The organism is Roseibium sp. R5 (assembly GCF_055755305.1).
This window is the reverse complement of the sequence record NZ_CM146910.1, coordinates 521,209-545,816: the sequence shown is the minus strand read 5'-3', so window position 1 is coordinate 545,816 and position 24,608 is coordinate 521,209. Positions and strand designations below refer to the sequence as shown.

The window sequence follows — 24,608 nt, the reverse complement described above, 5'->3', positions numbered from 1 at the left end:
AACGGTGCTCAAAAATCGAGATCCGCATAGGTCGATGCGGGTGGCATTCCCAGAACCTTTTCTCCCAGAAGAGGCCTCATGCTGGGGCGGGATTTTACCCGCGCATACCAGTTCTTGATATCCTCTTCGTTGTTCCATTTCACCTCGCCGAGATAGTCTGCGCAAGATAGCGCCGCAGCCAGCGCAAAATCCGCAAATGAGAGGCGGTCGCCGGCAAGCCAGCGGCGGGACGCAACGAGGTAGCCAAAGTACTTCAGATGGTGGTCGATGTTGGCCCGGGCGACCCGTAGTGCCGCAGAATCCGGCTCGCCCCCACCGGCGGATTTCGGCATGATCTGTTTGTAAATCCGCTCCCGCACCAGATGACCGATCACTTCGACGTCAAATTTTGCCAGTGCCCAATCCACCAGTCTGCGAGTTTCCGCACGTGCATCGGGATGATCGGGCATCAGTCTGCGATCGCCGATCGCATATCCGCGGGTCTCATCAAGGTACTCCATGATCGGACCAGGGCCACAAATTGCCGGACCTTCATTCTCGACCATCACCGGAATTGTGCCTGCAGCGTTCAGGATGAGCAATTCTTGAGGCCGTTCCCAAGGATTGATATGCCGCTCCTCGAAAGCCGCACCATACTCGCTCAAGATCAGGCGAATAAACCGGGAGGAAGGTGAAAACGGGTGGTGATAAAGGGTCAGCATGAAAGCGTATAGAGCCTGAACTGTGGCAAGACTATGCCCGATGGCCGTGGCAGACGAGAAGTTTGCCTCAGAACTGGTTATCAAGGGTTTGACGGAGGTCTCCGGGTCCGGCAAATAGGCGGTCGGAATTCGTCGCGACAGTTAGCGGATCACCCCGCCTGTCATCAAGGCTTTTGGAGACCTGATACACAATGGATGGCCAAACGATTGTAAATGCTCTCATTTTGGGAGTGGTTGAGGGGCTAACCGAGTTCATTCCGGTCTCCTCAACAGGGCATTTGCTCCTCATTGGTCATTTTCTGGGGTTTGAGAGCACCGGCAAAACGTTTGAGGTGTTGATCCAGCTTGGAGCAATTCTGGCGATTCTGTCCGTGTATTCGGCACGGCTGTGGCAACTTGCGACGTCCTTGCCCAGTGATGCGGCCAGCCGAAGGTTTGTGTTCGGCATCCTGATTGCCTTTCTTCCGGCTGCCATCATCGGGGTCATGGCGCATGGCTTCATCAAAGAGGTGCTGTTTGAAACTCCAGCACTCGTCTGCACGACATTGTTGGTTGGCGGTATCATTTTGTTGTGGATCGACCGCCTCGAGCTTTCACCGAAATACACCAACGTGATGGACTATCCGCTGTCTCTTTGCCTGAAGATCGGGTTCTGCCAGTGCTTGGCCATGGTCCCCGGTGTTTCCCGGTCCGGCGCAACCATCGCCGGGTCGCTGTTGATGGGCACGGACAAGCGGTCTGCGGCAGAGTTTTCCTTCTTTCTCGCCATGCCGACTATGGCGGGGGCCTTTGCCTATGATCTTTATAAAAACCGGAATGTGATTTCGGCGGACGATGTCGTCCTGATCAGCATTGGATTTGTCGCCTCCTTCATCGCGGGTTTCTTTGTTGTCAAAGGGCTCCTCGATTTTGTCTCCCGTCATGGCTTTGCGCCTTTTGCCTGGTGGCGCATTTTTGTCGGTCTGGCCGGTTTTGCCGGTCTTTATTTCCTAGGCTGACTTTTCAAGCCGGGGTGAGCCGTGCGCGTTTGCAAGCGCCGCATACTCCGATGCGATTTCCTCGCGCAGGTGAGCGGGTTCCAACAGTTCAGCTCCGGGTCCCAACCAACGGACAAGTGGCAGGATGCGTCCCGCGTCGACGCTCGGGATGCTGATCAGGATTTCACCGTTGGCAATTGGTGTGAAAACCGCGTGGCGGTAATACCAGTCTGCACTCAACCGTTTGGCCTGCCTTGCGGTTAAACGGATCTTGCTGATCTTGTCATCCTGTTCCCAGCGCCGCATTGCATCTGACAACCAAGCACCACCCAAGAGGGACTGGATCGAAAAGTCTTTTGGCGGGCGGAACCGGAAACCGCTGATCTCGAGATCATGAACACGGTCTGCGCGGTAAACTTTCAAGGTGTCCGTGTCTACGCACCGGCCGGCAAGATACCAAAGATCCCGGTCAAACATGACACCTTGCGGCTCGACATCATGGGACTTGCGGGTTTGCCGCGACGGATTGACGTGATCGAACCGCACCCGTCTTGCCTCCAGGATGCCCGTCATGAACCCGTCGAGTGCGCTTTGCCATGCGTCGGTTGCTTCGGCTTTTGTGCCGGAGTGAAAGATATCGGGCGGGATCGGTTCGATCCCGACAATCCGTTCGGCATCCTTCAGCAGTCCGTGGACCGCCTTTGGAAGTGTCGCCAGAAGTTTTTGTTCCGCCGAGGAGAGATCGTTTGCCAACGGTACGGTCCTGCTTGACCGGACGAGGGCCATTGCCGTGAGAAGGGCTGCGGTCTCGTTCCGGGTAAGCGCGACAGGTGGCTGCAAATATCCCTTGGCCAGCCGGTAGCCGCCTTCAGCTCCGCGTTCTGCATCGATCGGAACACCAAGGGAGATCAGCCGGTCGATGTCCCGATAGACCGTTCTCAAAGAGACGTGAAACCGGTCTGCCAGAACCGTCGCGGGGACGAGTTTGCCGCCGGTCAACAGCAGCAAAATGCCGAGTGCGCGTTCAATCGGGTTCATGAAACAGAGCTCTTCAGAGTTGTAGCGAAAAAAATCATATCCTGAGAACAGAACAAGATCAAACCTGACTCCCTGCTGTCAGGATTGCCCTGCCAGAATGGTTTCATCCCCGGACAAGACGGGGTGACAATGATCCCGGAGAAGTGAGATGAGCCTTGAGATTGATACCGTTTTCCGCCGCCGTGCCCATAACCGCAGTTTGTTCCTCGCTGCCATTCGTACTTTGGCCGCAGGTGTTCAATTGTATCTGCGCCGCAGGTCAACTGAGCGGGCTCTTGCACGTTTGAGCAATCAGGAACTGGATGACATCGGTCTTGTGCGAACGAATCGCGGATACCGCGAGCTGCACCATGACCGCCTCGGCGCGAGCTATTGGAATGACTGAAGAAACAAGAAGTCCGGCGCTATCTTATGCGCCGGATTTCCGTGTCAGGGTTTTTATCTCAGGCCGGTTCCAGACAATGAACATGACAATCAGTGCGATAATGGACGCGGCCATTACAGTGAAGAATGGCAGGTCCAGATCAATCGCAATCAGCCGGCCGCCCAAGAGTGAGATAACGCCGGCGACCAATGTGAAGACGGCGATTGTGACACCCATAATCCAGCCCTGTTCCTCGTCAGTCACCGCCGCCGAATACAGGCCGAGGAACGTCGGATAGGCGATGCCGAAGACGAAATAGAAACAGAAAACCGGTACGAACGTCAAAATCGGGTGAGGCGCTGCCACAAACGCAGCTGCCGATAGCGCCCAGACGATAAACGTCACACTCAAAATGGCCTCTTTGGTCAACCTTTTCTGGACTGGAACAACAAGGAACGTGCTGGAGAAAGCAAGCGCCACTCCAATCGTCAGCATGATCATGCTGCCGCCGAGCGTCCCATACCCAAACCGGCTTGTCATATAGTTGTCGACGAAGATGTAGAAGGACAGGTTTGCGATGTGGAAGAACAGGAACACCGCTGAGAGCCTGACGACAACGGGATAGTTTTTGATCCGCCATAGCAGTTCAAAAATCTCTGACGGCTTGAAAACAAATGGCGCAAGATCCTGCTTTTCATCCTTGAAAAAGACGAGAACCAGGACAATAGCAATCGCGACCAGGACAAAGCAGGCATAAAACGGCATCTGCAAGCTGGCATAGCTGCCCAGGATAACCGGATCTGAGAGAAATCCGCCGATCAAGGGGCCGCCGACCAATCCGAAACTGACGCCGGTAATGATGTAACCCATGTTCCGGTTACGATCCTCTTCATCAACGCTGCCATCGATCATGGCCGCTTGCGCAATCGGCTGGTTGCCGGCGGTCAGTCCCGTGATCGCTCTGCCGACGATCAGAAGAGTGAAGCTCTTCATGTAAAGTGCAGCAATGGTCAACGCGTAGCCCGCAAGGGCTCCGACGAGACAGATGAGGATTGCGTTTTTGCGGCCGATGCTGTCGGAAAGCTTCGATATATAGGGGGCCCCAAAAAACCAGCACAAGAAAAAGACGCCTATGATCAGGCCATAGTCAAAATGCCGTGTGGCCTCAGAGGTTGCGGCCGGGAGCAGTGCCGTATCCGGGTTCATGATCAAGCTATTGATGATTGGAAACACCAAGCCTTGTCCGAGCAAATCGACAAACACGACAAACAACAAGGTGATCTTGGCAACAACCGGCATGTATCCGTCTCCACTTAGTCAGCCTATGTGCAGCACAGGATGACCGCAATGCGGTGAAAACAAAAAAGGCGGGCCAAGCCCGCCTGATCTTCCGCTTTTGAAGCCCAACCGGGCTTAGGTGCGATTGGCCTTGTGGGCGTCATACTGGCCATGTTCCCGGAACCGGTCGAGATAAGACGGCAGAATAGCAGCCAAGGTCGTTGGTTCGATGCCAATGCCTGAGAGGGTTCGGCCTTCGGAGATCGCAGCTTCAGACACCACATTGTCTTTCTTGAGCAACTCCACCTGATCCGCCGTTAGCGGGGACCCGGGCAGATACTGCATGACCTTGCCCATAACTTCGGAAACAGGGAAGGGGATCGGCAGCAGAACGCGAGAGCGCTGTGTGACCTCCAGCATGTCTTCCAGGCAGTCCCGGAAACTCTTGATCTCTGGTCCGCCGAGTTCATAAACCGAGCCGGGCAGAAGAGTACCGTCAACAGCACGTGCAACAGCTTCGGCGATGTCACAGACATAGACCGGCTGGAATTTGGTTTCGCCGCCGCCAACCAGCGGTAGGACCGGAGAAAATCGAGCCATCCCGGCAAACTGGTTGAAGAAATTGTCTTCCGGCCCAAAGACGATCGAGGGCCGTAGGATAATGCTGCCTGGTAGGGTTTCCAGAACACCGGCTTCGCCGACAGCTTTGGACCGGGCATAGGCAGAGGCGCTCTCAGGATCCGCGCCAATTGCTGAAATGTGGGTAATGCCGTTCAGTCCGGCCGCACGGGCGGCCTCGGCAATGGCGCGGGGCCCGAAGGCCTGAACAGCATCGAAACTTTGTTTCCCGGTTGGCGCAAGAATGCCGACCGCATTGACAACAGCGTCGGCCCCTTGAACGGCGCGATCGACGGACCAGCGGTGGCGTAAGTTGGCTTGCACAGCCATGATTTGACCGGGTGCGCCGAGTGGTTGCAAATGGCTGGCGAGATCGGGCCGCCGCACGGCCGCCCGTACACGGTAGCCGCGCTTAGACAATGCCTGAACGATATGCCGGCCGAGGAAACCGGATCCACCGAAGACTGTGACGAGTTTTCCGTTAAGGGGTGTGGACATCGTGAGAAGGCCCTTTGTCGCGTCCAAAAGCTTTACCCGGCAAAAAGGCCGGGACTTTCCAACAGTCTCTTAGACCGTTGCGTCCGGTGTGTGAAGGGCTGGAGGAAAAGGATCGAAAAAAGTATAAGACGGCGATTGACAAGCTGCGGGCTGCCCCTTACAAGCCCCCCTCACGGCCCAGGTGGCGGAACTGGTAGACGCGCTAGCTTCAGGTGCTAGTGCCCTTACGGGCGTGGAGGTTCGAGTCCTCTCCTGGGCACCAAACACACGTTTCAGATCATCCAGTTCGATCCGAAACTCTTCGAAAAAGCTCCGGATTCCGGAGCTTTTTTCGTATTCGGCGTCCGGTTTTTAAAGAATAATATGACGCCTGCATGTGGTTGCGAATTACGCATCTGCAGCATCTGTTATGAATGCCGAGTAGCTGAACACTTAGTTGTGTCTTGGGTTGGTCTTTGCTCTTGTTCTAGGCTCAGTCCCGTCGTTCTGCATACATAATTGCTAATACCAATTTGAATACAAATTAGCGATCTCGAAAGTCAGCTGGCTGAAACAGGCAGTGACGGCATTTTGGTAGTTTTAGCTTAAATCGAAGAGATGGAAGATGGCCGGGCACTGCCCGGCCGTTTTTGTTTAGATTGACCCTGGCGATCGATGTTCTCAAAGCACCCTCGATCAGCCGAGCAGAGTGCTTGACCTTCCTGTGACTGGAGGGTTTAAGAATAGAAAGTGAAGGTGCGTTTAAGGGCCAACCTGGCAGGTTAATGATGCGGGTCCCAACGCAACCGTCGGCGTTTCAAAAACCGGCCAGAAACACCATCAGGCTCTGGCCAATACTCCTGGTCGCCAAAGGGTTACGTCAAAAATGGTACAAGTTGCGAGGGTGCATTCATGAACATTGGCGATGCTGCAAAACAGTGCGGGCTGCCGACGAAAACGATCCGATACTACGAAGACATCAAGTTGGTCGCACCAATGCGCTCAGAAAATGGCTACCGGGATTATTCGGAGACAGATGTCCAGCGTTTGGCGTTCATACAACGATCGCGAGGTCTCGGCTTCACCATTGATCAATGTCGTGAGCTCTTGTCACTTTATGATGATCGCAATCGGGCAAGCGCAGATGTCAAAGCGATTGCGCGCCTGAAGATCGACGAGATTGATGCCAAGATCAACGAACTCAAATCCTTGAAGAAAACCCTGAAGTCCCTGGTGGCGAGTTGCCAGGGTGATGATCGTCCGGACTGTCCGATCATTGATGATCTGGCGGGAGCGATTTCGAGCGGTTAAACGGTATCTGATGGCAATCGCTGCGAGACGGCAGCAGTCTTTGGTGGATATCTTGTCAATTCCACCGGCGGTACACCGCCCTTTAGCGCCCGGGCAAAGTTTGGAAGTGGAAGGCTCTTCGATGAATATCAGAAAGACTGTAAGCATTTCCGCTGCAATGTTGGCCTTAAGTGTTGCATTGGCATTTGCGCATGGGCGCGCGACTGGAATTGTCAAAGAGCGGATGGATGCCATGGAGGAGATCAGCGCCAGCATGAAACAAGTTGGGCAGATGCTCCGAGGCCAGAAGCCCTTTGATGCGTCGGAAATCGGTGCTGCTGCAGGGATAATTGCGGGGCACAGCGGTGACAATCTGACACGGCAATTCCCGCCGGATAGCCTGATGGCGCCAACTGAAGCGAGCCCGGTCATTTGGGAAAAATGGGAACAGTTCTCAGGCATCGCAAATGGCATGGAAACTGCGGCTTTGAGCGTCACGGATGCAGTTCAAAGTGGTGCGGACCGTGACCAGATAGCGACCGCGTTTGGTCGTCTCGCCCAAACCTGCAAGACTTGCCACGAGGCGTTTCGGGTCAAGAAGTAACGCAACAGTTTTCGGTCGACGCATCATCCAGCCACTTGCGCCAATTCGTGGCATGTTTTACGTGACGAGAAGTTACGGCCTCTGCGTATGTGTCGTGCACCTATTCGGCCCGAGAAAACTCCAGAAGGAAATGGCGATATGACAATCCGCTACCACAAAGGTGACTTGCCGGACTTGAGTGCCTATGAGACGGCATCCGCCGTGGCAGTAGATTCAGAAACGCTCGGACTGAACCCTCACCGGGACCGTTTGTGTGTTGTGCAGCTCTCACCCGGTGACGGGTCTGCCGATGTGGTGCAGATCGCTCGCGGGCAAACGGAAGCCCCCAATTTAGCCACGCTGTTCACCGATCCATCCAAACCGAAGATTTTCCACTTCGCGCGGTTTGACGTGGCTGTTCTTCGTCACTATCTGGGGATTCATGTCACCCCGGTCTGGTGCACCAAAATCGCTTCGAAACTGGTGCGCACTTACACTGACCGCCATGGATTGAAAGATATTACCCGCGAGCTTTTAGGGGTTGAGTTGTCGAAGCAGCAGCAGAGCTCAGACTGGGCGGCTGAAACACTATCGGATGCGCAGTTGGCCTATGCAGCATCAGACGTATTGCATCTGCATGATCTGAAGGCAAAACTTGAGATGATGCTTGAGCGCGAGGAGCGTACGAATATTGCAGATGCTTGCTTTGACTTCTTGCCGGTTCGTGCGGAGCTCGATCTAAAGGGCTGGGAAGAAAACGACATTTTTGCTCATTCCTGAGAAGCTTTCGCCGCCGGAAAGCTGCGTTACTGAGTTCGGGAGTGCTGGAGTTGCCTTTGAGCGCAGTGAACCAACAGTTCGGCGGGCTAAGACCACGCGACATGGAGAGCCGGGTCCAGAGATCCGCACGGCGGCACAGCGCACTGGTGCGCGTTCTGCGCTTTCTGTTTCCCGCAATAGGGCTGCTCATCTTGGCCGGCATGATCGGCGCTGTGGTGTTGTTCAATGTTCTCGGGTCTTTCGGCGCAGCCAATCTCGTTTTGACCAGCGACGGGATCGTGATGGATCACCCAAAACTGTCCGGCAATGATGGCGAGCGCTCCTATCAGGTAACAGCGCGCAAGGCTATCCAGCGGCTTACCGATCCGAGGATCATTGATTTGGAAGAAATTCGCGCAGATATCGTGCTTGCACCGGACGAGGGCGCGCGGATAATTTCCCTTAAAGGCATATATAATAACGCTGCGGAAACCCTGCGCCTTTATGAGGGGGTGCAGCTGAACTGGAGTGAAGGGTATACAGTGGATGTTGAGACGGTCGACGTTGACCTGAAAACAGGTGCGATATCGTCCCACGATCCTATTACCATTGGGTCCGGTGAGGCTCAGTTGACCGCCGGAAAAATCGATTACGACAAAGACATGCAAATCGTTTGGTTTAAAGAGGGCGTCAAGCTGATCCTTTACCCGGCGACCGAGGACGAAAACCAATGATGAAACCGGTCTTTAAAAGCGGCTTGGTTGCTTATTCAGTGTTGATGCTGGCAATTGCGCCTCTATCCGCGCAGACTTTTTCGGATTCTTTCGCCGGATTTGGGTCAAGCGACGGTCAACCGATCGAGATCGAGTCAAACGAACTTAAGGTCGAAGACCAGACCAAAGTCGCGACGTTTATCGGCGATGTCGTGGTGATCCAGGGTGACACCCGGCTTGAAACATCGCAGCTGAAGGTTTTTTACGACGGCGATGGTCAGAGTTCTGAGGGCGCGGACACAAGCAATGGCGCTGTTCCAGCTCAACAGGAGATTTCGCGGCTTGAGGCAAGTGGCGGTGTTCATATCTCCTCCAAGGACCAGACCGCGACCGGCGATGCTGCAAACTTCGATATGAAAACCGAAGTCATGGTCATGACGGGGAAAGAAGTTGTCCTGAAGCAAGGCGGTAATGTCGTTGTTGGCAATCGTTTGACGGTAAACCTGAAGACCGGTCAGGCCAATTTGAACGCCCCCGCCGACGATGGGCGTGTAAGGGTTCGTATCCTTCCCAATTCAGCGCCCAGCACACAGCAGTAGTGCCGGACAGTCATCGGTAATGTTTTTCGTATCTAATGACTTCAACAGCGCCCAAATGCGGTGCGAACGGATAGAACATCAGTGAACCGGCCACCTATGGACAACTACGATTTCGAACATGGCCTTACTGGTGCCGCGGCACCAGTTGAAGATCTGTCCAACGCACTCGTGGTTGACGGGATTGGCAAAACCTATGGCCGCCGTCAGGTGGTGAAGCATGTTGGCTTGATGGTTCGGCCGGGGGAGGCCGTTGGTCTGCTCGGCCCGAATGGTGCTGGCAAAACAACGACCTTTTATATGATCACCGGCTTGATCCGGCCGGACCAGGGCAAGATTTACCTCGAAGGATTCGACATCACCCGTATGCCGATGTACCGCCGGGCTCGGCTGGGGATTGGGTATCTGCCTCAGGAAGCATCGATCTTTCGCGGATTGACCGTGGAAGAGAACATACGTGCGGTCCTTGAGGTGATCGAGCCGAACCGGAAACAGCGCAAGGAAGACCTGGATTCCCTTCTGGCGGAATTTGGTCTGACCCATCTGCGCAAATCTCCAAGTATCGCGCTGTCTGGCGGTGAGCGCCGCCGTGTGGAAATTGCCCGCGCTCTGGCAAGCCGTCCATCATTTATGTTGCTCGATGAACCGTTTGCGGGGATCGATCCAATTGCTGTCGGTGACATTCAGCAGCTTGTCCGCCATCTCACAAAGCGCGGTATCGGCGTGTTGATTACGGATCACAATGTCCGGGAGACGCTCGGACTGATCGACCGGGCCTATATCATTGCTGCCGGAGAGGTTCTGACCGAAGGGCTTCCGCGGGACATAGTGTCAAATCCAGATGTCCGCCGACTTTATCTTGGTGAGCAGTTTACCCTTTGATGACAAGGCGCGTGCAAGTTTGTATCTTGTGATCATAAGCAAGAAGCAGACCAACCGAACCTGACGAGCGCCCGGGACATCAATGGCAATATCAACCAAATTGGAGATGCGACAGAGCCAGTCGCTTGTCATGACGCCGCAGTTGATGCAGGCGATCAAGCTGCTGCAGATGTCCAATCTCGATCTGGTTGCCTATGTCGAGGCTGAACTGGAACGCAATCCGCTTCTGGAAAATGGCGAGACCGATACAGGTGACAGCGCTCCCAGCGACGCCAATACCCAGTCTGAAGCCCCCGGTGATGTCCGCTCGGAACGGCCAGAGACGTCTGCGGGCGGCGATAGCGAGCCTGGCAGCGGCGACTGGATGCAGAGCGATTTGGAAACCGGTGCAGAGGCAATTGCCTCGCGGATGGATACAGATCTGAGCAACGTGTTTCCGGATGAGCCTGGAGTGCCGGCCTCTCCGGATCCGGCTCAGCTGAAGGGTGGCGATAGCTACAAAAATGCGGGGTCGAGCGCGGCCTCCGAAGACTACAATCTTGAAGCTTTTGTCGCTGAAGAGGGGTCACTAACCACCTCTTTAGAGGAGCAGATGAACCTCTCAATATCCGATGAGGTGGATAAGTTGATTGCCGGTCACCTGATCAACTCACTGGATGAAAACGGATATCTCTATCTCGATTTGATTGAAGCCGCTGAGCAACTTGGTGTTGAGCCGGAACGGGTTGAGAGTGTTTTGAGTATCTTGCAAACGTTCGAGCCGGCCGGCGTCTTTGCCCGAAACTTGGCCGAGTGTCTCAAGCTCCAGTTGATCGAGAAGAACCGGTATGACCCGGCGATGGAAGCGTTGATCGCCAATATCGAGTTGCTTGCCAAGCGGGAACTTGCGGCGCTTAAAAAAATCTGCGGTGTCGACGAAGAAGACCTCAAGGATATGATCCACGAGATCAGAGCCCTAGATCCAAAACCCGGCTCTGTATTTGGCGGCGCTTTGGTCCAGCCAATGGTCCCGGACGTTTTCGTACGCCCGGCCAACGACGGCACTTGGGCGGTCGAACTGAACTCCGATACGCTTCCAAAGGTTCTTGTCAATCAGACATATTTTGCGCGTGTCGTGAAAACAGCCCGCAATGAGACCGAGAAAGAATATCTGACGGAGTCGTTGCAAACCGCAAACTGGCTCGCGAAAAGCCTGGACCAGCGGGCCAAGACAATTTTAAAGGTCGCCACCGAGATCGTGCGTCAACAGGATGGTTTCCTGACTTACGGAATTGCGCACCTCCGCCCACTCAATTTGAAAACGATTGCTGAAGCGATCGAAATGCACGAGTCGACGGTCAGCCGGGTGACGTCCAACAAATACATGGCGACACCGCGTGGCATTTTTGAACTTAAGTACTTTTTTTCCTCGGCAATCTCCGCGACCGTCGGCGGTGATGCGCATTCCGCCGAATCTGTGCGCCACAAGATTAAACAGATGATCGACGCGGAAGATCCAAAGGCGATTCTTTCCGATGACACCATCGTGAAAGTCCTCAAAGATGAGGGCGTTGATATTGCGCGTCGCACAGTCGCAAAATACCGCGAGGCCATGAAAATCGGCTCTTCCGTCCAACGGCGGCGGGAAAAAAACGCAAAGATGTAAACGCCTTGGAGTTCAGCCGAACTCTTTCTGGTTTTGTTGGCGTGTACTGTAAGAAACGTCGGTTTCTTTAGCGTTTTTCGCAATATTACCCCATTTTCTTAATTGGTTTTATCGGATTCTTTCCCATTTCATGAGACGATTGACTCTCATGCAGACGCCGATTATAGGACCGCCCTTGTGACTATGAGGGGGATGGCACTTTAGAGCTGACTGGTCCATTGTGTAGGTGTGAAACGTTTCTCGTTTCCGCACCGGCGGTTCCGCCGGTGACCTGTCGGTCAATAGAAAAAGAAGAGGTCCCCATGGCTTTGCGGATTTCGGGTAAAAATGTTGATGTTGGTGACGCAATGCGTGTCCATATCACAGACCGAATCGAAGACGCCCTTTCGAAATACTTCACGGGCGGTTTCACTGGCCACGTCACGCTGAGCAGGGAGGGCACGGGTTTTAAATCCGAGTGCACCGTGCATCTGGACACTGGAATTGTGCTGCAAGTGTCAGCTCAGGATCAGGATCCTAGAAACAGCTTTGATCAAGCTGCTGACAAGATCGAAAAACGATTACGCCGTTACAAGCGTAAACTGAAGGATCATCACAGTCACAACGGCAACGGCCGCGAGGCGTTCGAAGCAGCGTCTTACGTGTTGGCCTCGCCGGAAGAAGACGAGGAAGTCCCGGCAGATTTCAATCCGCTGGTCATTGCAGAGACATCTGCAAAAGTGAAAACGATGACCGTAGGCATGGCTGTTATGGAGCTTGATCTGACGGAAGCCCCGGTTGTTATGTTCAAAAATGCGGCAAATGGTGGTGTCAACGTTGTCTACCGCAGGGCGGATGGCAATATAGGGTGGATAGACCCTGCACTGGTGGCAAACGCCGCCGCAGAATAACACTGATGCGCTAGGGTCCGGCTTCCTTGTAAGCGGGAAGCCGGCGCCCAAACGGATAGGCGAAGGAATGGATCTTAGTGATCTTCTGAGCAAAGACGCGGTTATCTCCAGGCTGAAAGCCAAGAGCAAAAAGCAGGCGATCCAGGAGTTGGCAGCCAAGGCGGCTGAACTGACCGGTCTTTCTGAGCGGGAAGTCTTTGATACGTTGCTGCAGCGTGAGCGGCTTGGTTCCACCGGCGTCGGGCAAGGTATCGCAATTCCGCACGGCAAGCTTATCCGTCTCGACCGCCTTGTCGGGGTATTCGCGCGTCTGGACAAACCGGTCGATTTTGATTCACTCGACGAAGAGCCGGTGGATCTTGTGTTCCTACTTCTGGCGCCTGAGGGGGCCGGAGCTGACCACTTAAAGGCCCTTGCCCGCATTGCGCGGCAATTGCGCGATGCAACGGTCACTGAGGGGATCCGGTCTGCCGCTGAAGCTGAAGACATTTACGAACTTCTCACCCAGCCAATAGCATCGTCCAATGCTGCCTGATCCGCCAGGGGTGTTGCCACACTGAGATTAATGAAACACAGAGTGGCCCGTTTTGTCTGATCAGCGCGCTTCGACGGGTTCAGGTTCGGCGGCAGCTGTCGGCAAGTCCTGCGGCTGAAACTCGGCCCCTCTACCTTTTTGCAAAGCCGGCAGTTGAAGCTGCAGCAACTCGGCAGGAGGCGCAGTCTCCTCGGGGATCCGCCAGAGTGTGGACCGGATTGCCAAGGTGCCTAGCGTTTTCGTCGAGGTCATAACGGCCAGTATCGTGGCAAGCAGTGGCCCCACCGCGACAGGGATGACCGGCCAAACCAGATCAATGGGTTGCTGAACGATCCAGGCAAGGCCAGCTGCACCGAAAATGGTTTGCGGCCAGAGTTTGGAAGCGACTAGCAAAATCGGCAAGCGAGCAACACCACGCGCTTGCGCACCCCAACCAATAGACTTGCCGAAAGCAAGACCAGCCATGAAGACGGTGTGAGCAACCGCCATGATTGGCGCAAGCATGGCCGCGTAGACGATCTCAGCCATCACGCTGAGCAGTATTCGGATGGGGCCACCAAATGCTTTTCGAAGATCCGTGCGTGCAATGATATCCGCGACAGTTGCCAGCTTCGGTGCAAAAACCATTGTCAGCACGGAGAAAAACAAAACAGCGCCGGTATCCGCCCGATAAGGAGCGTAATCCGTTGTCATTCCAAGGGTTGCAGCCCCCACCATAAATCCGATCCAGGCGGGTGACCCGAGAAACATCAGGATGGCGAGCACCAACTGGGCCCGGCTAACGGGTTTAAGGCCCTTGAGACCGAGCAGTTTACGGTACTGCAAATTGCCCTGGCACCAGCGAAGATCGCGGCGGATGAACTCTAAGAGATGTGGCGGATTGGCCTCATAACTCCCGCTTTCTTGCGGCAGGACACGGACTTCATATCCGGCGCGGCGCATCAGAACAGCTTCGACTTGGTCATGCGACAAAACCGGACCGCTCAACGGGCCTGTTCCAGGTAGAACTGGCAGCTTGCAGTGCTCTTTGAACGGCTTTAGCCGCAAGATGGCATTGTGCCCCCAATAGGGCCCACAATCTCCCTGCCACCATGCACTGCCGATCGTGTAGGAGCGCATTCCAAGACGCATCCCAAACTGGAAAATCCGTGCAAAGGCGCTGTCTGTCGGCAGCCCGACCACGAGGCTTTGAAGGATACCGATCTGCGGATTGACTTCCATGCGCCGGACCAGATCGATGATCGCTGAGGCGGACATGTAGCTGTCCGCATCCAGCACGATCGCAAACTCGTGACGATCTCCCCAACGTTCACAAAAATCTTCGATGTTGCCGGCTTTGAAAGCAGTGTTTTCAGCCCGGCGCCGGTAAACGACATCTATTTGCCCAGAAAACCGGGCAGACAGCCGTGCCGACATTTGCTGTTCTTGCTGCGCTGTGTCGTCCCGGGACGTATCGCTCAAAACATAGAGCGTAAAGTTATGGCCGGAGCCTGCGCGGATCAGATTGCTGGCCATCGCGGTGAGATTGGTCTCCAGCGCGTCGACGTCCTCATCCTTGATACAGGAGAGGAGCGCTGTAGAGCTGGTGATTGATTGAGTCGCATCTCCTGGGGCAATCGGGCATACGGCTGCGACAGGATCCTTGGAAAACCGCATGACCAAAAGACCGATTACAGCGTTCCAAAAACCGATAATGGTCCACGGAAGTGTGACCATGAAACAGCCAAGGATGAAGAAGTCCAAAGGCGTGTGACCGCCCGGAGATAATGTCATGAACATTAACGCCGACAAGGCAACGAAACTTGCCGCCAACAGGAAGGCGAATAGAACCCGGCGACCGGTCATGGACGTTTTGGATAATGCCGGGTTAGGTTTATCAATGACTTGCAACATTTTTCGGACTTCCAATCCTTGCAAACATGGCATGAATGGGCGTAGCGATAAGTGGATGTGGTGGCAAAAGCGTGTCACGGTTCGGAGAAATTGCAGAATGCCAACTCCCGCTAAAGAAGCTGATCTCCATGAAGCTCATGCCGTTTGGTATGTCGGCGACGGTGGGTGTGCGGTTAGGCCGGCTCTGCTCTCGAAGCCGCAGCCGGGAGAGGTTCTCATCAAAGCCTCGAACAGTGCGATCAGCCGGGGAACCGAAGGGCTTGTGCTCCGCGGTGCGGTTCCGGAAACAGAATGGCATCGCATGCGTGCGCCTTTTCAGGAGGGACAGTTTCCCTTCCCGGTGAAATACGGCTACGCCAGCGTGGGAACCGTCATTGACGGAGACGCTGAACTTGCAGGTAAGCTCGTCTTTTCGCTCTTTCCGCATCAAGATCTCTACACTCTCCCGTCGGATGCCTGTGTCCCTGTGCCTGCTTCCGTTCCGGCCGAGCGGGCGTCGCTTGCGGCCAATTTAGAAACCGCTCTCAATGCTTTATGGGATGGAAAACCATCACCTGGGGATCACATCTGCGTGGTCGGCGGCGGTGTTGTTGGACTTCTGACAGCTTACGTGTGCAACCGTATCCCCGGATCAACGGTGACCTTGGTGGATATCAATCCGGGTCGCGCTGAGATCGCATCCGGCCTTGGTTTTCGTTTCAGCCTTCCAGGGGATGCGCCGCGGGACCAGGACCTCGTGTTCCACACAAGTGCGAGCGCAGCCGGGCTGAAAACGGCGCTTTCTAGCGCCGGTGACGGCGCCTCGGTCATTGAAATGAGCTGGTACGGCGATCAGACCGTCGGGGTGCCGCTCGGAACTGATTTTCATAGCCGGCGGATCAAATTGATCTCAAGCCAAGTGGGCACAATTCCGGCCGAACGGCAGGCGCGCTGGACTTACCGGCGGCGAATGGAATTAGCGCTTTCCCTACTGGATGATCCACGTCTGGATCTTCTGATCAGCCACAAAATCCCATTTGAAGACGCGGCAGTGCGCGTTCCCGAAATATTGAACAAGGCATCAGATGTCTTGGCTGCGGTCATCGTTTATGACCAAGCCGACGAGGCGTGATGCCAGCTTGGCAGAAAACTCCGGAACTTAGGAATATAATATGTTTGCTGTAGAAGTTCGCGATCACGTGATGATTGCCCACTCCTTCAAAGGGGAACTATTTGGTCCGGCACAGGCGCTGCACGGAGCCACATTTGTCATAGACGCGGCCTTTTTGTCCGAAGAACTCGATGAAAACGGTGTCGTGATCGACATTGGCCGCGCGCATGAAGCGCTGAAGGAAGTGCTGACGCCGCTCAACTATAAGAACCTTGACGAGGTGCCCGAGTTCGCCGGGATCAATACGACCACGGAATTCCTGACCAAGCACATTCATGACCATCTGGCCGAAGCTGCGCGGCAGGACCGGCTTGGCCGCAAGGGCGGTGAGCTCTCTGCCATCCGTGTGACGATCTCTGAATCCCATGTTGCCCGTGCGTGGTACGAGGCAAAGATCTGACATGCCGGACAAACGGCTTGTGTTTGCCTATCCGGGTGATCTTCAAACGCTCACGGGCGGGTATGGCTATGACCGGCGCGTGATCGCCGGTCTTGCTGCCAACGGCTGGGATGTAAGGCCGCTGTCTCTTGGGCCGGGATTTCCATTCCCGTCAGGGCAGACCCTTCACGAGACAGATGACGCGCTTTCTGCTCTACCGGACGGCTGTTTGGTCATTGTCGATGGCTTGGCCTACGGCGTTATGGATCAGGCTGCTGAAAAACACGGAAAGAGGCTACGATTGATCGCCCTTGTTCACCATCCGCTCTGCCGGGAAAATGGCTTGTCCAGCGATGTTGCCGCGCGGCTGCGTGCAAGCGAAAGCGCGGCACTCAACCATGCCCGTCATGTGATTGTGACAAGCCCGGCGACGGCGGCTCAGATCGAGGAACTGTTCGAAACCCCGAAGGATGCGATCAGCATTGCGCTTCCGGGCACGGAGCTTCCGACGCAGAGGTGCAAAGCGTCAGAAGGTGCAACGCGGCTCTTGTCCATCGGAACCGTGACACAAAGGAAAGGCTACGATGTTCTCTTTGAGGCGCTCAGCCAATTGAAAGAGATGGATTGGCATCTGGATGTCGTTGGCGGACTGGAGGCGGACCCGGGCTGCGTCATGGCTCTGAAGAACCAGTTAAGCACTCTGGCGCTCACCGGCTGCGTCACGTTCCATGGGGCGGTGCCGCAGGAAAAGCTGAGCGATTATTATTGCTCGGCGGACGTTTTCGTTCTGGCGAGCCGTTATGAGGGGTACGGCATGGCCTATGCGGAAGCGCTGGCGCATGGTTTGCCGGTGATCGGCAGCGGTGCTGGAGCGGTTAAGGACACCCTCTCGGTCGGGGGGGCGATCTATTGCGGCGTGGAAGATGTGCAGGCTTTAACCGCTGCCCTTACCACTATTATGTCTAATGCCGAGGCCCGGGAACGCCTTGCCACAGAGGCCCGGCAGGCCGCTTATTCCTTGCCAAGCTGGGAGGACGCGGTGAGGGTTTTCGAGACAGTGATTGAGAAGGTGGCGCAGTGAGCGGATTCTCAGCAACTTGGTTGGCCTTGCGCGAACCTCTGGACCTTGCAGCCCGCAATAAAGAGGTTGAGGCGGCCTTCTTCGAGGCCTTGCCGGCTGAAGCCCCAAAAATTCTCGACCTTGCGAGCGGTGCCGGCTCGACCGTTGCAGCTTTGGCAGGAGAAAAATCGGACATCCAGTGGATTTTGTCCGACTACGATGCCGATCTTCTGTCGGTGGCGGCCAGCCGGGACTACGCGACAAAACCTGGGTCGCTTCAAACTCGAGAAATCGATCTAGCGGCAAACCTTAAGGAACTCCCGTTTGACGCGGTCGATGCGATCACGACATCTGCATTCCTCGATCTCGTTTCGGAAACATTTCTGACGCAACTTGTAGAAGCAATCGTCTCATCCAGAAGGCCGTTTCTTGCCAGCCTGACTTATGATGGCCGGACTGGTTTCATCCCTGCTGAACCGTTGGATCAGGATCTCTGTGATGCGATGAACCGTGACCAGCAGACCGACAAGGGGTTTGGTCCGGCGCTGGGCCCCAGGGCTGCCGAACGGGCAATAGCCCTCTTTCAGGCTAAGGGATACAGGATTGTCAGCGGTGACTCCGATTGGGTCATTGGCCCGCAGCATGAGGATTTTCTGGCGGAATTCCTGCCCGGTTGGATTGGCGCTGGCATCAAGCAGGGCGTTGAGAAATCCAGGGCTGATGATTGGCTGGAAAGCCGCCGCTCGCAGATCGCGGACGGCACGTTCACTATGACAGTTGGCCATCTGGATTTTGCCGCGCTGCCCGCCTGAGGCCGTCTCTCAAACCTAGTGTGGAGCTCCACCGCAGACTGCGGAGGACCCATCTGACGCGGTCAAATACGGCTTTAGAACCGTCATCTGCGGGGTGTCGATGCTACCTTGTGGCTGGAGGGACAAGGCGTAGTCTCCCCACCAGTCACCGGCGGCCCAGGCTGTCCAACCGATCCAGACGTCGCTCTCGCTGTTGATGTATGCCGCCACTTCTGCAAGGCCATCCAGGCAATCGGGGGACGCGGTCCCGCCGAACTCGCCAAGATGCGCCTGAAATCCGGATTGCCGCATCCATCTCGTCACCGCTTCAAGGGCCTTCAGGGCGTCAGTGGTCCGAGGACAGGTGGCGTTCCTGCCGGAAAAATCCGTGTCCAGATACTGATGAATGTCGAAGGCGAAGTTGTTGGCTGGGTCTGCGATGCCCTTGAAGACGTCAGCATTGGATCCTTCGGGCATATCATCGAACCAATGAGAGGCCCCGGTCCAAATAGTGCCGGGAACAAGAACGAGGTTGTCCGCACCAACGCCCCGGATCGCAAGAATTGCGGCCTGGGTGGCCTTGAACCACGTGGTTGCGATGACACCCTCCGGCTCATTCATCAAAAGATAGAGGACACGCGGGTCACCGGAAAATTCCGAGCCAAGTTTGCGCCAGAAATCTGCGAAGGCCTCCACCGTCACTGGTTCCTGACCGATTTTCACATCGCGGTATTCAGCAAAATTGTGCGGATCCAAAATGATTGTTAGGTCGTGTTGTTTGGCGTTGGCCACCGTCTTCTTGAGGCGGGCGAGCTCAGCGTGATCCAGTGCCGCATGTAGCTCCGGCTGGAGACGTTCCCAGCGGAACGGAAGACGGATTACGGTCATTTTCCGGGAGGCCACCCACGCTAGTGTTGCATCTGAAGGATAGATGTAGCTTTCGCCGTAGGGCCCTTCATAGCCGCCGAACTCGGCACCGGCGATATTGACACCGCGCAGGCAGGTCCGTTCCTGAGCGCTTGATGCTGTGATAGTGCCGGTCAATATCAAAAGCAGGATCGAGGCAGTGGCCAGGGCGGCATTGAGCGTGTTCATCAAACATCTGCCGATCGCGTGATCTGGTGTAAGGTTATTGATGCGCAACTAAAGCGCGATAATTGGTTCGCCTGCAAGAAAAACCTGTTGTTTGCGGCTTGCTGGTTCTCCTGGAAATCTCGGCCGCGGGATCACGTGTTTAGAAACTTGTCGGTCCAGTCGAGCACGTCGTTGACCGTAGCTGCAGTATCCGTTGACGGCAGTTCGGGCCGGTCCACTATTATGACCGGGAGCTGCATCTGCCGCGCGGCCTCGATTTTTGCATAGGCTCGCGTTCCGCCGCTGTTCTTGGTCACCACGTGGGTAATGCCTTTTTCTTGGAACAGCTCGACTTCTTCTTCAGCCGATTGGGGCGGACGCGAGAGCACGAGCGACCAGTGGTCCGGCAAGGGAGCGGGAGGTGGTTCGATCATCCGGGCGGTGCCGATGATATCGCCGCGCCGGTAAAACGTTGCGATTTCCTTGCGCCCGGCGGCCAGAAAAGCGTGGGCCCCATCGGGTATCGCATCGGCGGCGTCATCCATGGAGGCAACCGGATGCCAAAGATCATTTGGCGCCTGCTGCCAGGCAGGTCGCTCGAGCCGGAGGATCGCAACGCCCTCACGCTCCGCCGCATGGAAGGCGTTCCAGCTTATTTGAGCTGCGAACGGGTGTGTTGCATCGATGATGAGCGAAACCTTCTCGGTCTGAAGGTATCGGCAAAGCCCCTCAATTCCGCCAAACCCGCCAATGCGCGTTGGAACACCAAGATCCGGCAAATCTTTCACGGCACCCGCGAAGGACGCTGTCTGGCGAACAGCTCGAAACCTTTCCTGGAGTTTTTTTGCAAGCACGCGGGCCTCAAAGGTCCCGGCCAGCAGCAGGATGTGCGTTTGATCAGCCGTCAAATCCGCACTCCCCGATGATGTGCCCTTGACGGTCGACGACAAGCACTTCCACGTCGACAGGCGCATCCCGCAGAACTGTTCGAACCGCTGTTTTTGCACGCTTTGCAAGAGGCGCGCTCAGATTGATCCCCTCTGCCGCCGCCATATCGAGTACTTCCTTCGCCGTATTCGATGTTCCAGCATGGGCGATGAGGCTGGTTGGGGCGTCGGCCTCACGAAGCAAGTCCTGAAGGAACTCAAAACTGACCGAGCTCCGGGCCGAGTGCAGGTCGAGCGCGCCTTGGGCAAGCTTGGTGAACTTGGCAAAGCCCCCGGCCATGGTGATTTTCGGGACCGGGTGACTGCGCAGGTATTTCAGGAGCCCGCCGGCAAAATCGCCCATGTCGAGATAGGCGCTGTCGTCGAGGTCATGACGGGATTGCACGGCCTTTTCCGACATAGAGCCTGTTGCGCCCACGACATGCTCAAGCCCGGTTGCACGCGCGACATCGATCCCGCGATGGATGGATGCGATCCACGCTGCGCAGGAGAACGGGCGCACGATCCCGGTTGTTCCGAGGACCGACAATCCGCCAACGATGCCAAGGCGCGGGTTCATGGTTTTCAAAGCCAATTCCTCGCCGCCGGCAATCGAGATTTCGATCTCGACATCGCCTGTGCCGCCGCAAAGGCGGGTCACTTCCTCAATGGCTGTTTGCAACATCTGACGGGGCACCGGATTGATTGCTGGTTCACCCGGCGGGATCGGTAAGCCGGGCCGGGTAACAGTGCCAACCCCGGCCCCGGCCTTGAACTGGACACCGCTTCCCTCTGGCAGAAGCCTGACAGTTGTCGTGATTTCGGCGCCATGAGTCACATCCGGATCATCGCCCGCATCTTTCGTAATCGTGGCTAAGCTGCATCCGTCAGCCAATGCGTGGCGGGTCAGAACGAAGTCCGTGGTTCTGCCTTGCGGTAAGGTTATCTCGACCGGATCCGGAAACGTACCCGTGAGCAAAGCCTGGTAGGCAGCCTTCGCCGCCGCCGTAGCACATGCCCCCGTCGTCCAGCCGCGCCGCAATTCTTTGCCGTCAGGTCTGACCATGAATTGTCTATAACCGAGTTTTTCAAAAATGCGCAGATCGAGAGATGAAATGTCGCATTCGGAGAGCTTTATACCGGCGAAGGACTTGGCGCTTTTCTATCCCCGCTGTAAACAAGATTCATGCAGTCTGAACAACACCTGACATTGCCTGCACAGTCTCTGCCGGAATTCGAAGCCGGATGGGTCTGGCTGGCCGGAGCGGGGCCTGGGGATCCTGGCCTATTGACGCTGCACGCGGTCAATGGGTTGCGGCAGGCGGACGTGGTTGTTTACGACGCGCTTGTGGATCAGAGCATTCTGAGCTGGGCAAGGCCTGGAGCTGTGCTCGATTATGCGGGCAAACGCGGTGGCAAGCCGAGCCCGAAACAGCGGGACATCACCCTCAAACTCATCGACTATGCGCGGGCCGGCAAACGTGTCTTGCGCCTTAAAGGCGGCGATCCTTTTGTGTTTGGGCGGGGCGGGGAAGAAGCGCTTGGACTGGTCGAGGCCGGGGTTCATTTCCGGATCATACCGGGCATTACTGCCGGAATTGGCGGGTTGGCCTATGCCGGTATCCCGGCGACCCACCGGGATTGCAATCAGGCTGTGACGTTTCTTACCGGACATGATCAGACCGGGCTGACGCCGGATGCGATCAACTGGGACGGTATTGCGCAAGGCTCTCCAGTCATCGTGATGTACATGGCAATGAAACATCTTGAGACGATCGCCAGCAAACTGATTGCCGGTGGACGCTCGGTGGATGAGCCTGTGGGAATCGTGTGCAATGGGTCCTTAGCCGGGCAAGAAGTTCTGGAAACGACACTCGGAAACTGCGCAGAAGAAGCAAAGCGCGCTGGTCTCAGCCCGCCCGCCATTGTCTGTGTTGGTGAAGTTGTCCGTTTGCGCGCTGGGCTCGACTGGCTGGGCGCCCTGTCTGGGAAGGTTCTGACACCCGATCCACTCGGGCTGCGCGAGGCGACCCGACAGGCCGATGCAGGTTAATCCAGGCGGATCGAGGGGACTCCTGATCGCAGCGCCATCCTCTGGCGCTGGAAAGACGACCGTGACATTGGCCCTACTGCGGGCTTTCAAAAACGCGGGCCTGTCCGTTGTCTCGGCAAAGTCCGGACCCGATTACATCGATCCCAAGTTCCATGAAGCTGCAAGTGGTACGCCCTGCCTCAACCTCGATGCCTGGGCGATGGGTGAGGGCACCTTGCAAACGCTTGCGGGTTCCCACGCTGCTGCACACGATCTTCTTATCGCCGAAGGGGCCATGGGCCTGTTCGACGGCGCTGCAAATGGCAAGGGATCAGCTGCGGATCTGGCAAGTGCACTCCAGCTCCCGGTGGTCTTGGTTGTCGATTGTGCGAAACAGGCGCAATCGGTTGCTGCGCTCGTCAGTGGCTTCAAACACTTCCGCTCCGATGTGAAAGTGACCGGTGTCATCCTCAATCGGGTCGGCAGCACCCGTCATGAAGAGATGCTGCGGGCAGCCCTGAGCGGCCTCGATATTGCAGTCCTTGGGGCTATCCCGCGGAAGAGCGACTTAGTTCTGCCGGAACGCCATCTCGGCTTGGTTCAGGCTCAGGAACATCCAGAACTGGAGGCTTTTCTGGACGCAGCGGCGCGCATTTGTGAAGATCATCTGGATCTCAATGGAATTCAAACGCTGGCGGAGAACATCGCCACAAATGACGATGAACTGCGCCAACTTCCATCACCTCTTGGACAACGGATCTCAGTCGCCAAGGACATCGCCTTCGCCTTTTCTTACGTTCATCTGCTGGATCATTGGCGGCGCATGGGTGCGGAGATTTCGTTTTTCTCGCCGCTCGCCAACGAAGCGCCAAGGTCTGATGCCGATGCAATCTATCTGCCGGGCGGATATCCCGAACTCCATGCCGGCAAACTCACAGAGGCGCAGACGTTCCTTTCCGGAGTGCAAGCAGCAGCTGAAAACGGCGCGCTGATCTATGGCGAATGCGGCGGCTACATGATCCTGGGTGACATGCTGGTGGACGCACATGGTTGCCGGCACAAAATGCTTGGGCTTTTGCCACTGGAAACGTCGTTCCAAACCCGCAAACGGCACCTCGGCTATCGGATTGTCACTCCAAAAACGGGTGCGCCATGGTCAGGCTCGCTGGCAGCACACGAGTTTCACTATGCCAGTGTTGTGAGTGAGGGCGCCGTCGATGGGCTGTTTTCAGCAAGTGATGCGTCCGGGAACGGCTTGCCCGACATGGGGCTGCGCGTAAACAACGTGATGGGGTCGTTTGCGCATGTGATTTCACGCCATCAAACGACTTCCAGCACACAGAGCTGACAGAAAACGTCTTCCTTTGTGTGATATGGGCTGAGATGGATATCGACAATCCGCACCACGCCATCAGTTTCAAGCTTCTCGATCTTCTGCGCAAAGCCGTCAGTGTCCCATGTGGTGTCCCGTACCGTGAAGACGATTGGAGCACCGGGCTTGGCAATCCGGATCAGTGCATCGAGCCCATCTGGTCCAACATGGCCGCTGGTAAACACGCCCGCGCTGACAATGCTATCATAACTGTCGTCGTCGATCTCATGCAGCGGGCCGCACATGTCGGCTTCATTCAGTTTCCGATAAGCGCCGCTTTTGCGCGATGCAGCCAGCATTTCCGGTGTGATATCGATCCCGTCGATGGTGAGCTCATAGTCGAGCTTCAAAAGCTCCAGCCCGACGAGTCCTGTGCCGCAACCTGCATCCAGTACCAATTTGCCGTCACCCAGATGCCGGATCAAAGCTTCAGCAGCGACCTGCGGAGCGACATACCCGATCGCAAGCAGGAGATCCGTGTCGTAGGTCTGCACCCAGTTGGCATAGAACTCCCGGATCGCGAGAGGGTCACCGTTCAGCGACAGCGCATGTTCCAGAAGCGGATTTCGTTCAGCCACGCGGCGT

General features: G+C 56.0%; 26 protein-coding genes and 1 tRNA gene. 18 read left to right on the top strand and 9 right to left on the bottom strand.

The features are described from left to right. Nucleotides 1-8 precede the first annotated feature (8 nt). Entirely contained in the window at nucleotides 9-701 is a 693-nt protein-coding gene (locus AC0J4F_RS02560) for a glutathione S-transferase family protein (protein ID WP_133949712.1), read from the bottom strand. Nucleotides 702-892: 191 nt separating this feature from the next. Between AC0J4F_RS02560 and AC0J4F_RS02555 the strand changes: the two genes are divergently transcribed. Further along, on the top strand, nucleotides 893-1,699 hold the full coding sequence (locus tag AC0J4F_RS02555) for an undecaprenyl-diphosphate phosphatase (RefSeq protein WP_133948970.1): 807 nt from the start codon (nucleotides 893-895) through the stop codon (nucleotides 1,697-1,699). Here AC0J4F_RS02555 and AC0J4F_RS02550 read toward each other — a convergent pair. Then, a complete protein-coding gene (locus tag AC0J4F_RS02550; RefSeq protein ID WP_133948968.1) occupies nucleotides 1,691-2,716 on the bottom strand; it encodes a WYL domain-containing protein in 1,026 nt (341 codons plus the stop codon). The two genes, AC0J4F_RS02555 and AC0J4F_RS02550, sit on opposite strands and share 9 nt — an antisense overlap. 148 nt (nucleotides 2,717-2,864) lie before the next feature. Here AC0J4F_RS02550 and AC0J4F_RS02545 point away from each other — a divergent pair, with 148 nt between their 5' ends. Further along, complete coding sequence (locus AC0J4F_RS02545) at nucleotides 2,865-3,101, top strand: YjiS-like domain-containing protein (protein WP_133948966.1); 237 nt, start codon at nucleotides 2,865-2,867, stop codon at nucleotides 3,099-3,101. Between the two features lie 24 nt (nucleotides 3,102-3,125). On the opposite strand, the gene AC0J4F_RS02540 is transcribed toward AC0J4F_RS02545, so the two are convergent. Together AC0J4F_RS02540 and AC0J4F_RS02535 are read right to left on the bottom strand one after the other, a co-directional pair. Further along, a complete protein-coding gene (locus AC0J4F_RS02540; protein WP_473025324.1) occupies nucleotides 3,126-4,379 on the bottom strand; it encodes an MFS transporter in 1,254 nt (417 codons plus the stop codon). A 114-nt stretch (nucleotides 4,380-4,493) separates the two neighbouring features. Next, entirely contained in the window at nucleotides 4,494-5,474 is a 981-nt protein-coding gene (locus AC0J4F_RS02535) for a complex I NDUFA9 subunit family protein (protein WP_133948962.1), read from the bottom strand. Nucleotides 5,475-5,649: 175 nt separating this feature from the next. On the opposite strand from AC0J4F_RS02535, the gene AC0J4F_RS02530 reads away from it, so the two are divergent. The 10 genes from AC0J4F_RS02530 to ptsN all read left to right on the top strand — a co-directional run bounded on the left by AC0J4F_RS02530 (nucleotide 5,650) and on the right by ptsN (nucleotide 13,346). Continuing rightward, nucleotides 5,650-5,736 (top strand) — tRNA-Leu (locus AC0J4F_RS02530). A 629-nt stretch (nucleotides 5,737-6,365) separates the two neighbouring features. Continuing rightward, on the top strand, nucleotides 6,366-6,764 hold the full coding sequence (cueR, locus tag AC0J4F_RS02525; protein WP_133948960.1) for a Cu(I)-responsive transcriptional regulator: 399 nt from the start codon (nucleotides 6,366-6,368) through the stop codon (nucleotides 6,762-6,764). A 121-nt stretch (nucleotides 6,765-6,885) separates the two neighbouring features. Next, complete coding sequence (locus AC0J4F_RS02520) at nucleotides 6,886-7,347, top strand: cytochrome c (protein ID WP_166672698.1); 462 nt, start codon at nucleotides 6,886-6,888, stop codon at nucleotides 7,345-7,347. A 138-nt stretch (nucleotides 7,348-7,485) separates the two neighbouring features. Continuing rightward, nucleotides 7,486-8,106 (top strand): ribonuclease D, encoded by a 621-nt coding sequence (locus tag AC0J4F_RS02515; RefSeq protein ID WP_133948956.1) that lies wholly within the window; start codon nucleotides 7,486-7,488, stop codon nucleotides 8,104-8,106. 65 nt (nucleotides 8,107-8,171) lie between these two features. Further along, entirely contained in the window at nucleotides 8,172-8,819 is a 648-nt protein-coding gene (gene lptC / locus AC0J4F_RS02510; protein WP_473026396.1) for an LPS export ABC transporter periplasmic protein LptC, read from the top strand. Further along, entirely contained in the window at nucleotides 8,816-9,397 is a 582-nt protein-coding gene (locus tag AC0J4F_RS02505) for an LptA/OstA family protein (protein WP_133948955.1), read from the top strand. The genes lptC and AC0J4F_RS02505 overlap by 4 nt, the downstream gene beginning before the upstream one ends. A gap of 96 nt (nucleotides 9,398-9,493) precedes the next feature. Next, nucleotides 9,494-10,276: an LPS export ABC transporter ATP-binding protein gene (gene lptB / locus AC0J4F_RS02500; protein WP_133949708.1), complete on the top strand. Its 783-nt coding sequence runs from the start codon at nucleotides 9,494-9,496 to the stop codon at nucleotides 10,274-10,276. Nucleotides 10,277-10,358: 82 nt separating this feature from the next. After that, nucleotides 10,359-11,921, top strand: coding sequence for an RNA polymerase factor sigma-54 (gene rpoN / locus AC0J4F_RS02495; RefSeq protein ID WP_133948953.1), 1,563 nt, complete (start codon nucleotides 10,359-10,361; stop codon nucleotides 11,919-11,921). 302 nt (nucleotides 11,922-12,223) lie between these two features. Continuing rightward, nucleotides 12,224-12,811, top strand: coding sequence for a ribosome hibernation-promoting factor, HPF/YfiA family (gene hpf / locus AC0J4F_RS02490; RefSeq protein WP_040451389.1), 588 nt, complete (start codon nucleotides 12,224-12,226; stop codon nucleotides 12,809-12,811). 67 nt (nucleotides 12,812-12,878) lie between these two features. Next, nucleotides 12,879-13,346 carry a PTS IIA-like nitrogen regulatory protein PtsN gene (ptsN, locus tag AC0J4F_RS02485; RefSeq protein WP_133948951.1) on the top strand — a complete coding sequence of 156 codons (468 nt, stop codon included), beginning with the start codon at nucleotides 12,879-12,881 and terminating at the stop codon, nucleotides 13,344-13,346. Between the two features lie 60 nt (nucleotides 13,347-13,406). Here the strand turns inward: ptsN and mdoH are convergent, their stop codons facing one another. Next, nucleotides 13,407-15,239 carry a glucans biosynthesis glucosyltransferase MdoH gene (gene mdoH, locus AC0J4F_RS02480; protein ID WP_473025323.1) on the bottom strand — a complete coding sequence of 611 codons (1,833 nt, stop codon included), beginning with the start codon at nucleotides 15,237-15,239 and terminating at the stop codon, nucleotides 13,407-13,409. A 97-nt stretch (nucleotides 15,240-15,336) separates the two neighbouring features. Between mdoH and AC0J4F_RS02475 the strand changes: the two genes are divergently transcribed. The 4 genes from AC0J4F_RS02475 to AC0J4F_RS02460 are packed head-to-tail and all read left to right on the top strand — an operon-like array spanning nucleotide 15,337 to nucleotide 18,640. Then, nucleotides 15,337-16,350: a zinc-dependent alcohol dehydrogenase gene (locus AC0J4F_RS02475; protein ID WP_473025322.1), complete on the top strand. Its 1,014-nt coding sequence runs from the start codon at nucleotides 15,337-15,339 to the stop codon at nucleotides 16,348-16,350. Between the two features lie 40 nt (nucleotides 16,351-16,390). Then, nucleotides 16,391-16,789 carry a 6-pyruvoyl trahydropterin synthase family protein gene (locus tag AC0J4F_RS02470; protein ID WP_409685869.1) on the top strand — a complete coding sequence of 133 codons (399 nt, stop codon included), beginning with the start codon at nucleotides 16,391-16,393 and terminating at the stop codon, nucleotides 16,787-16,789. A 1-nt stretch (nucleotide 16,790) separates the two neighbouring features. Then, nucleotides 16,791-17,849: a glycosyltransferase family 4 protein gene (locus AC0J4F_RS02465; RefSeq protein ID WP_473025321.1), complete on the top strand. Its 1,059-nt coding sequence runs from the start codon at nucleotides 16,791-16,793 to the stop codon at nucleotides 17,847-17,849. Beyond that, the gene (locus AC0J4F_RS02460) at nucleotides 17,846-18,640 is read left to right on the top strand and encodes a class I SAM-dependent methyltransferase (RefSeq protein ID WP_133948943.1); all 795 of its coding nucleotides are present in this window, start codon (nucleotides 17,846-17,848) and stop codon (nucleotides 18,638-18,640) included. Before AC0J4F_RS02465 ends, AC0J4F_RS02460 begins: the two co-directional genes overlap by 4 nt. Before the next feature lie 15 nt (nucleotides 18,641-18,655). Here AC0J4F_RS02460 and AC0J4F_RS02455 read toward each other — a convergent pair whose 3' ends face one another. From AC0J4F_RS02455 to AC0J4F_RS02445, 3 genes are all read right to left on the bottom strand, one after another. Further along, entirely contained in the window at nucleotides 18,656-19,714 is a 1,059-nt protein-coding gene (locus tag AC0J4F_RS02455; RefSeq protein ID WP_473025320.1) for a glycoside hydrolase family 5 protein, read from the bottom strand. A gap of 131 nt (nucleotides 19,715-19,845) precedes the next feature. Continuing rightward, nucleotides 19,846-20,601, bottom strand: coding sequence for a cobalt-precorrin-6A reductase (locus AC0J4F_RS02450; protein WP_473025319.1), 756 nt, complete (start codon nucleotides 20,599-20,601; stop codon nucleotides 19,846-19,848). Then, on the bottom strand, nucleotides 20,591-21,685 hold the full coding sequence (locus AC0J4F_RS02445; protein WP_473025318.1) for a cobalt-precorrin-5B (C(1))-methyltransferase: 1,095 nt from the start codon (nucleotides 21,683-21,685) through the stop codon (nucleotides 20,591-20,593). Before AC0J4F_RS02445 ends, AC0J4F_RS02450 begins: the two co-directional genes overlap by 11 nt. Nucleotides 21,686-21,805: 120 nt before the next feature. Between AC0J4F_RS02445 and cobA the strand changes: the two genes are divergently transcribed. Then, a complete protein-coding gene (cobA, locus tag AC0J4F_RS02440; RefSeq protein ID WP_133948935.1) occupies nucleotides 21,806-22,672 on the top strand; it encodes a uroporphyrinogen-III C-methyltransferase in 867 nt (288 codons plus the stop codon). After that, nucleotides 22,662-23,999 (top strand): cobyrinate a,c-diamide synthase, encoded by a 1,338-nt coding sequence (locus tag AC0J4F_RS02435; RefSeq protein ID WP_473025317.1) that lies wholly within the window; start codon nucleotides 22,662-22,664, stop codon nucleotides 23,997-23,999. The genes cobA and AC0J4F_RS02435 overlap by 11 nt, the downstream gene beginning before the upstream one ends. Here AC0J4F_RS02435 and AC0J4F_RS02430 read toward each other — a convergent pair. Next, complete coding sequence (locus AC0J4F_RS02430; protein ID WP_133948926.1) at nucleotides 23,972-24,601, bottom strand: class I SAM-dependent methyltransferase; 630 nt, start codon at nucleotides 24,599-24,601, stop codon at nucleotides 23,972-23,974. The genes AC0J4F_RS02435 and AC0J4F_RS02430 overlap by 28 nt on opposite strands. Nucleotides 24,602-24,608: the final 7 nt, after the last annotated feature.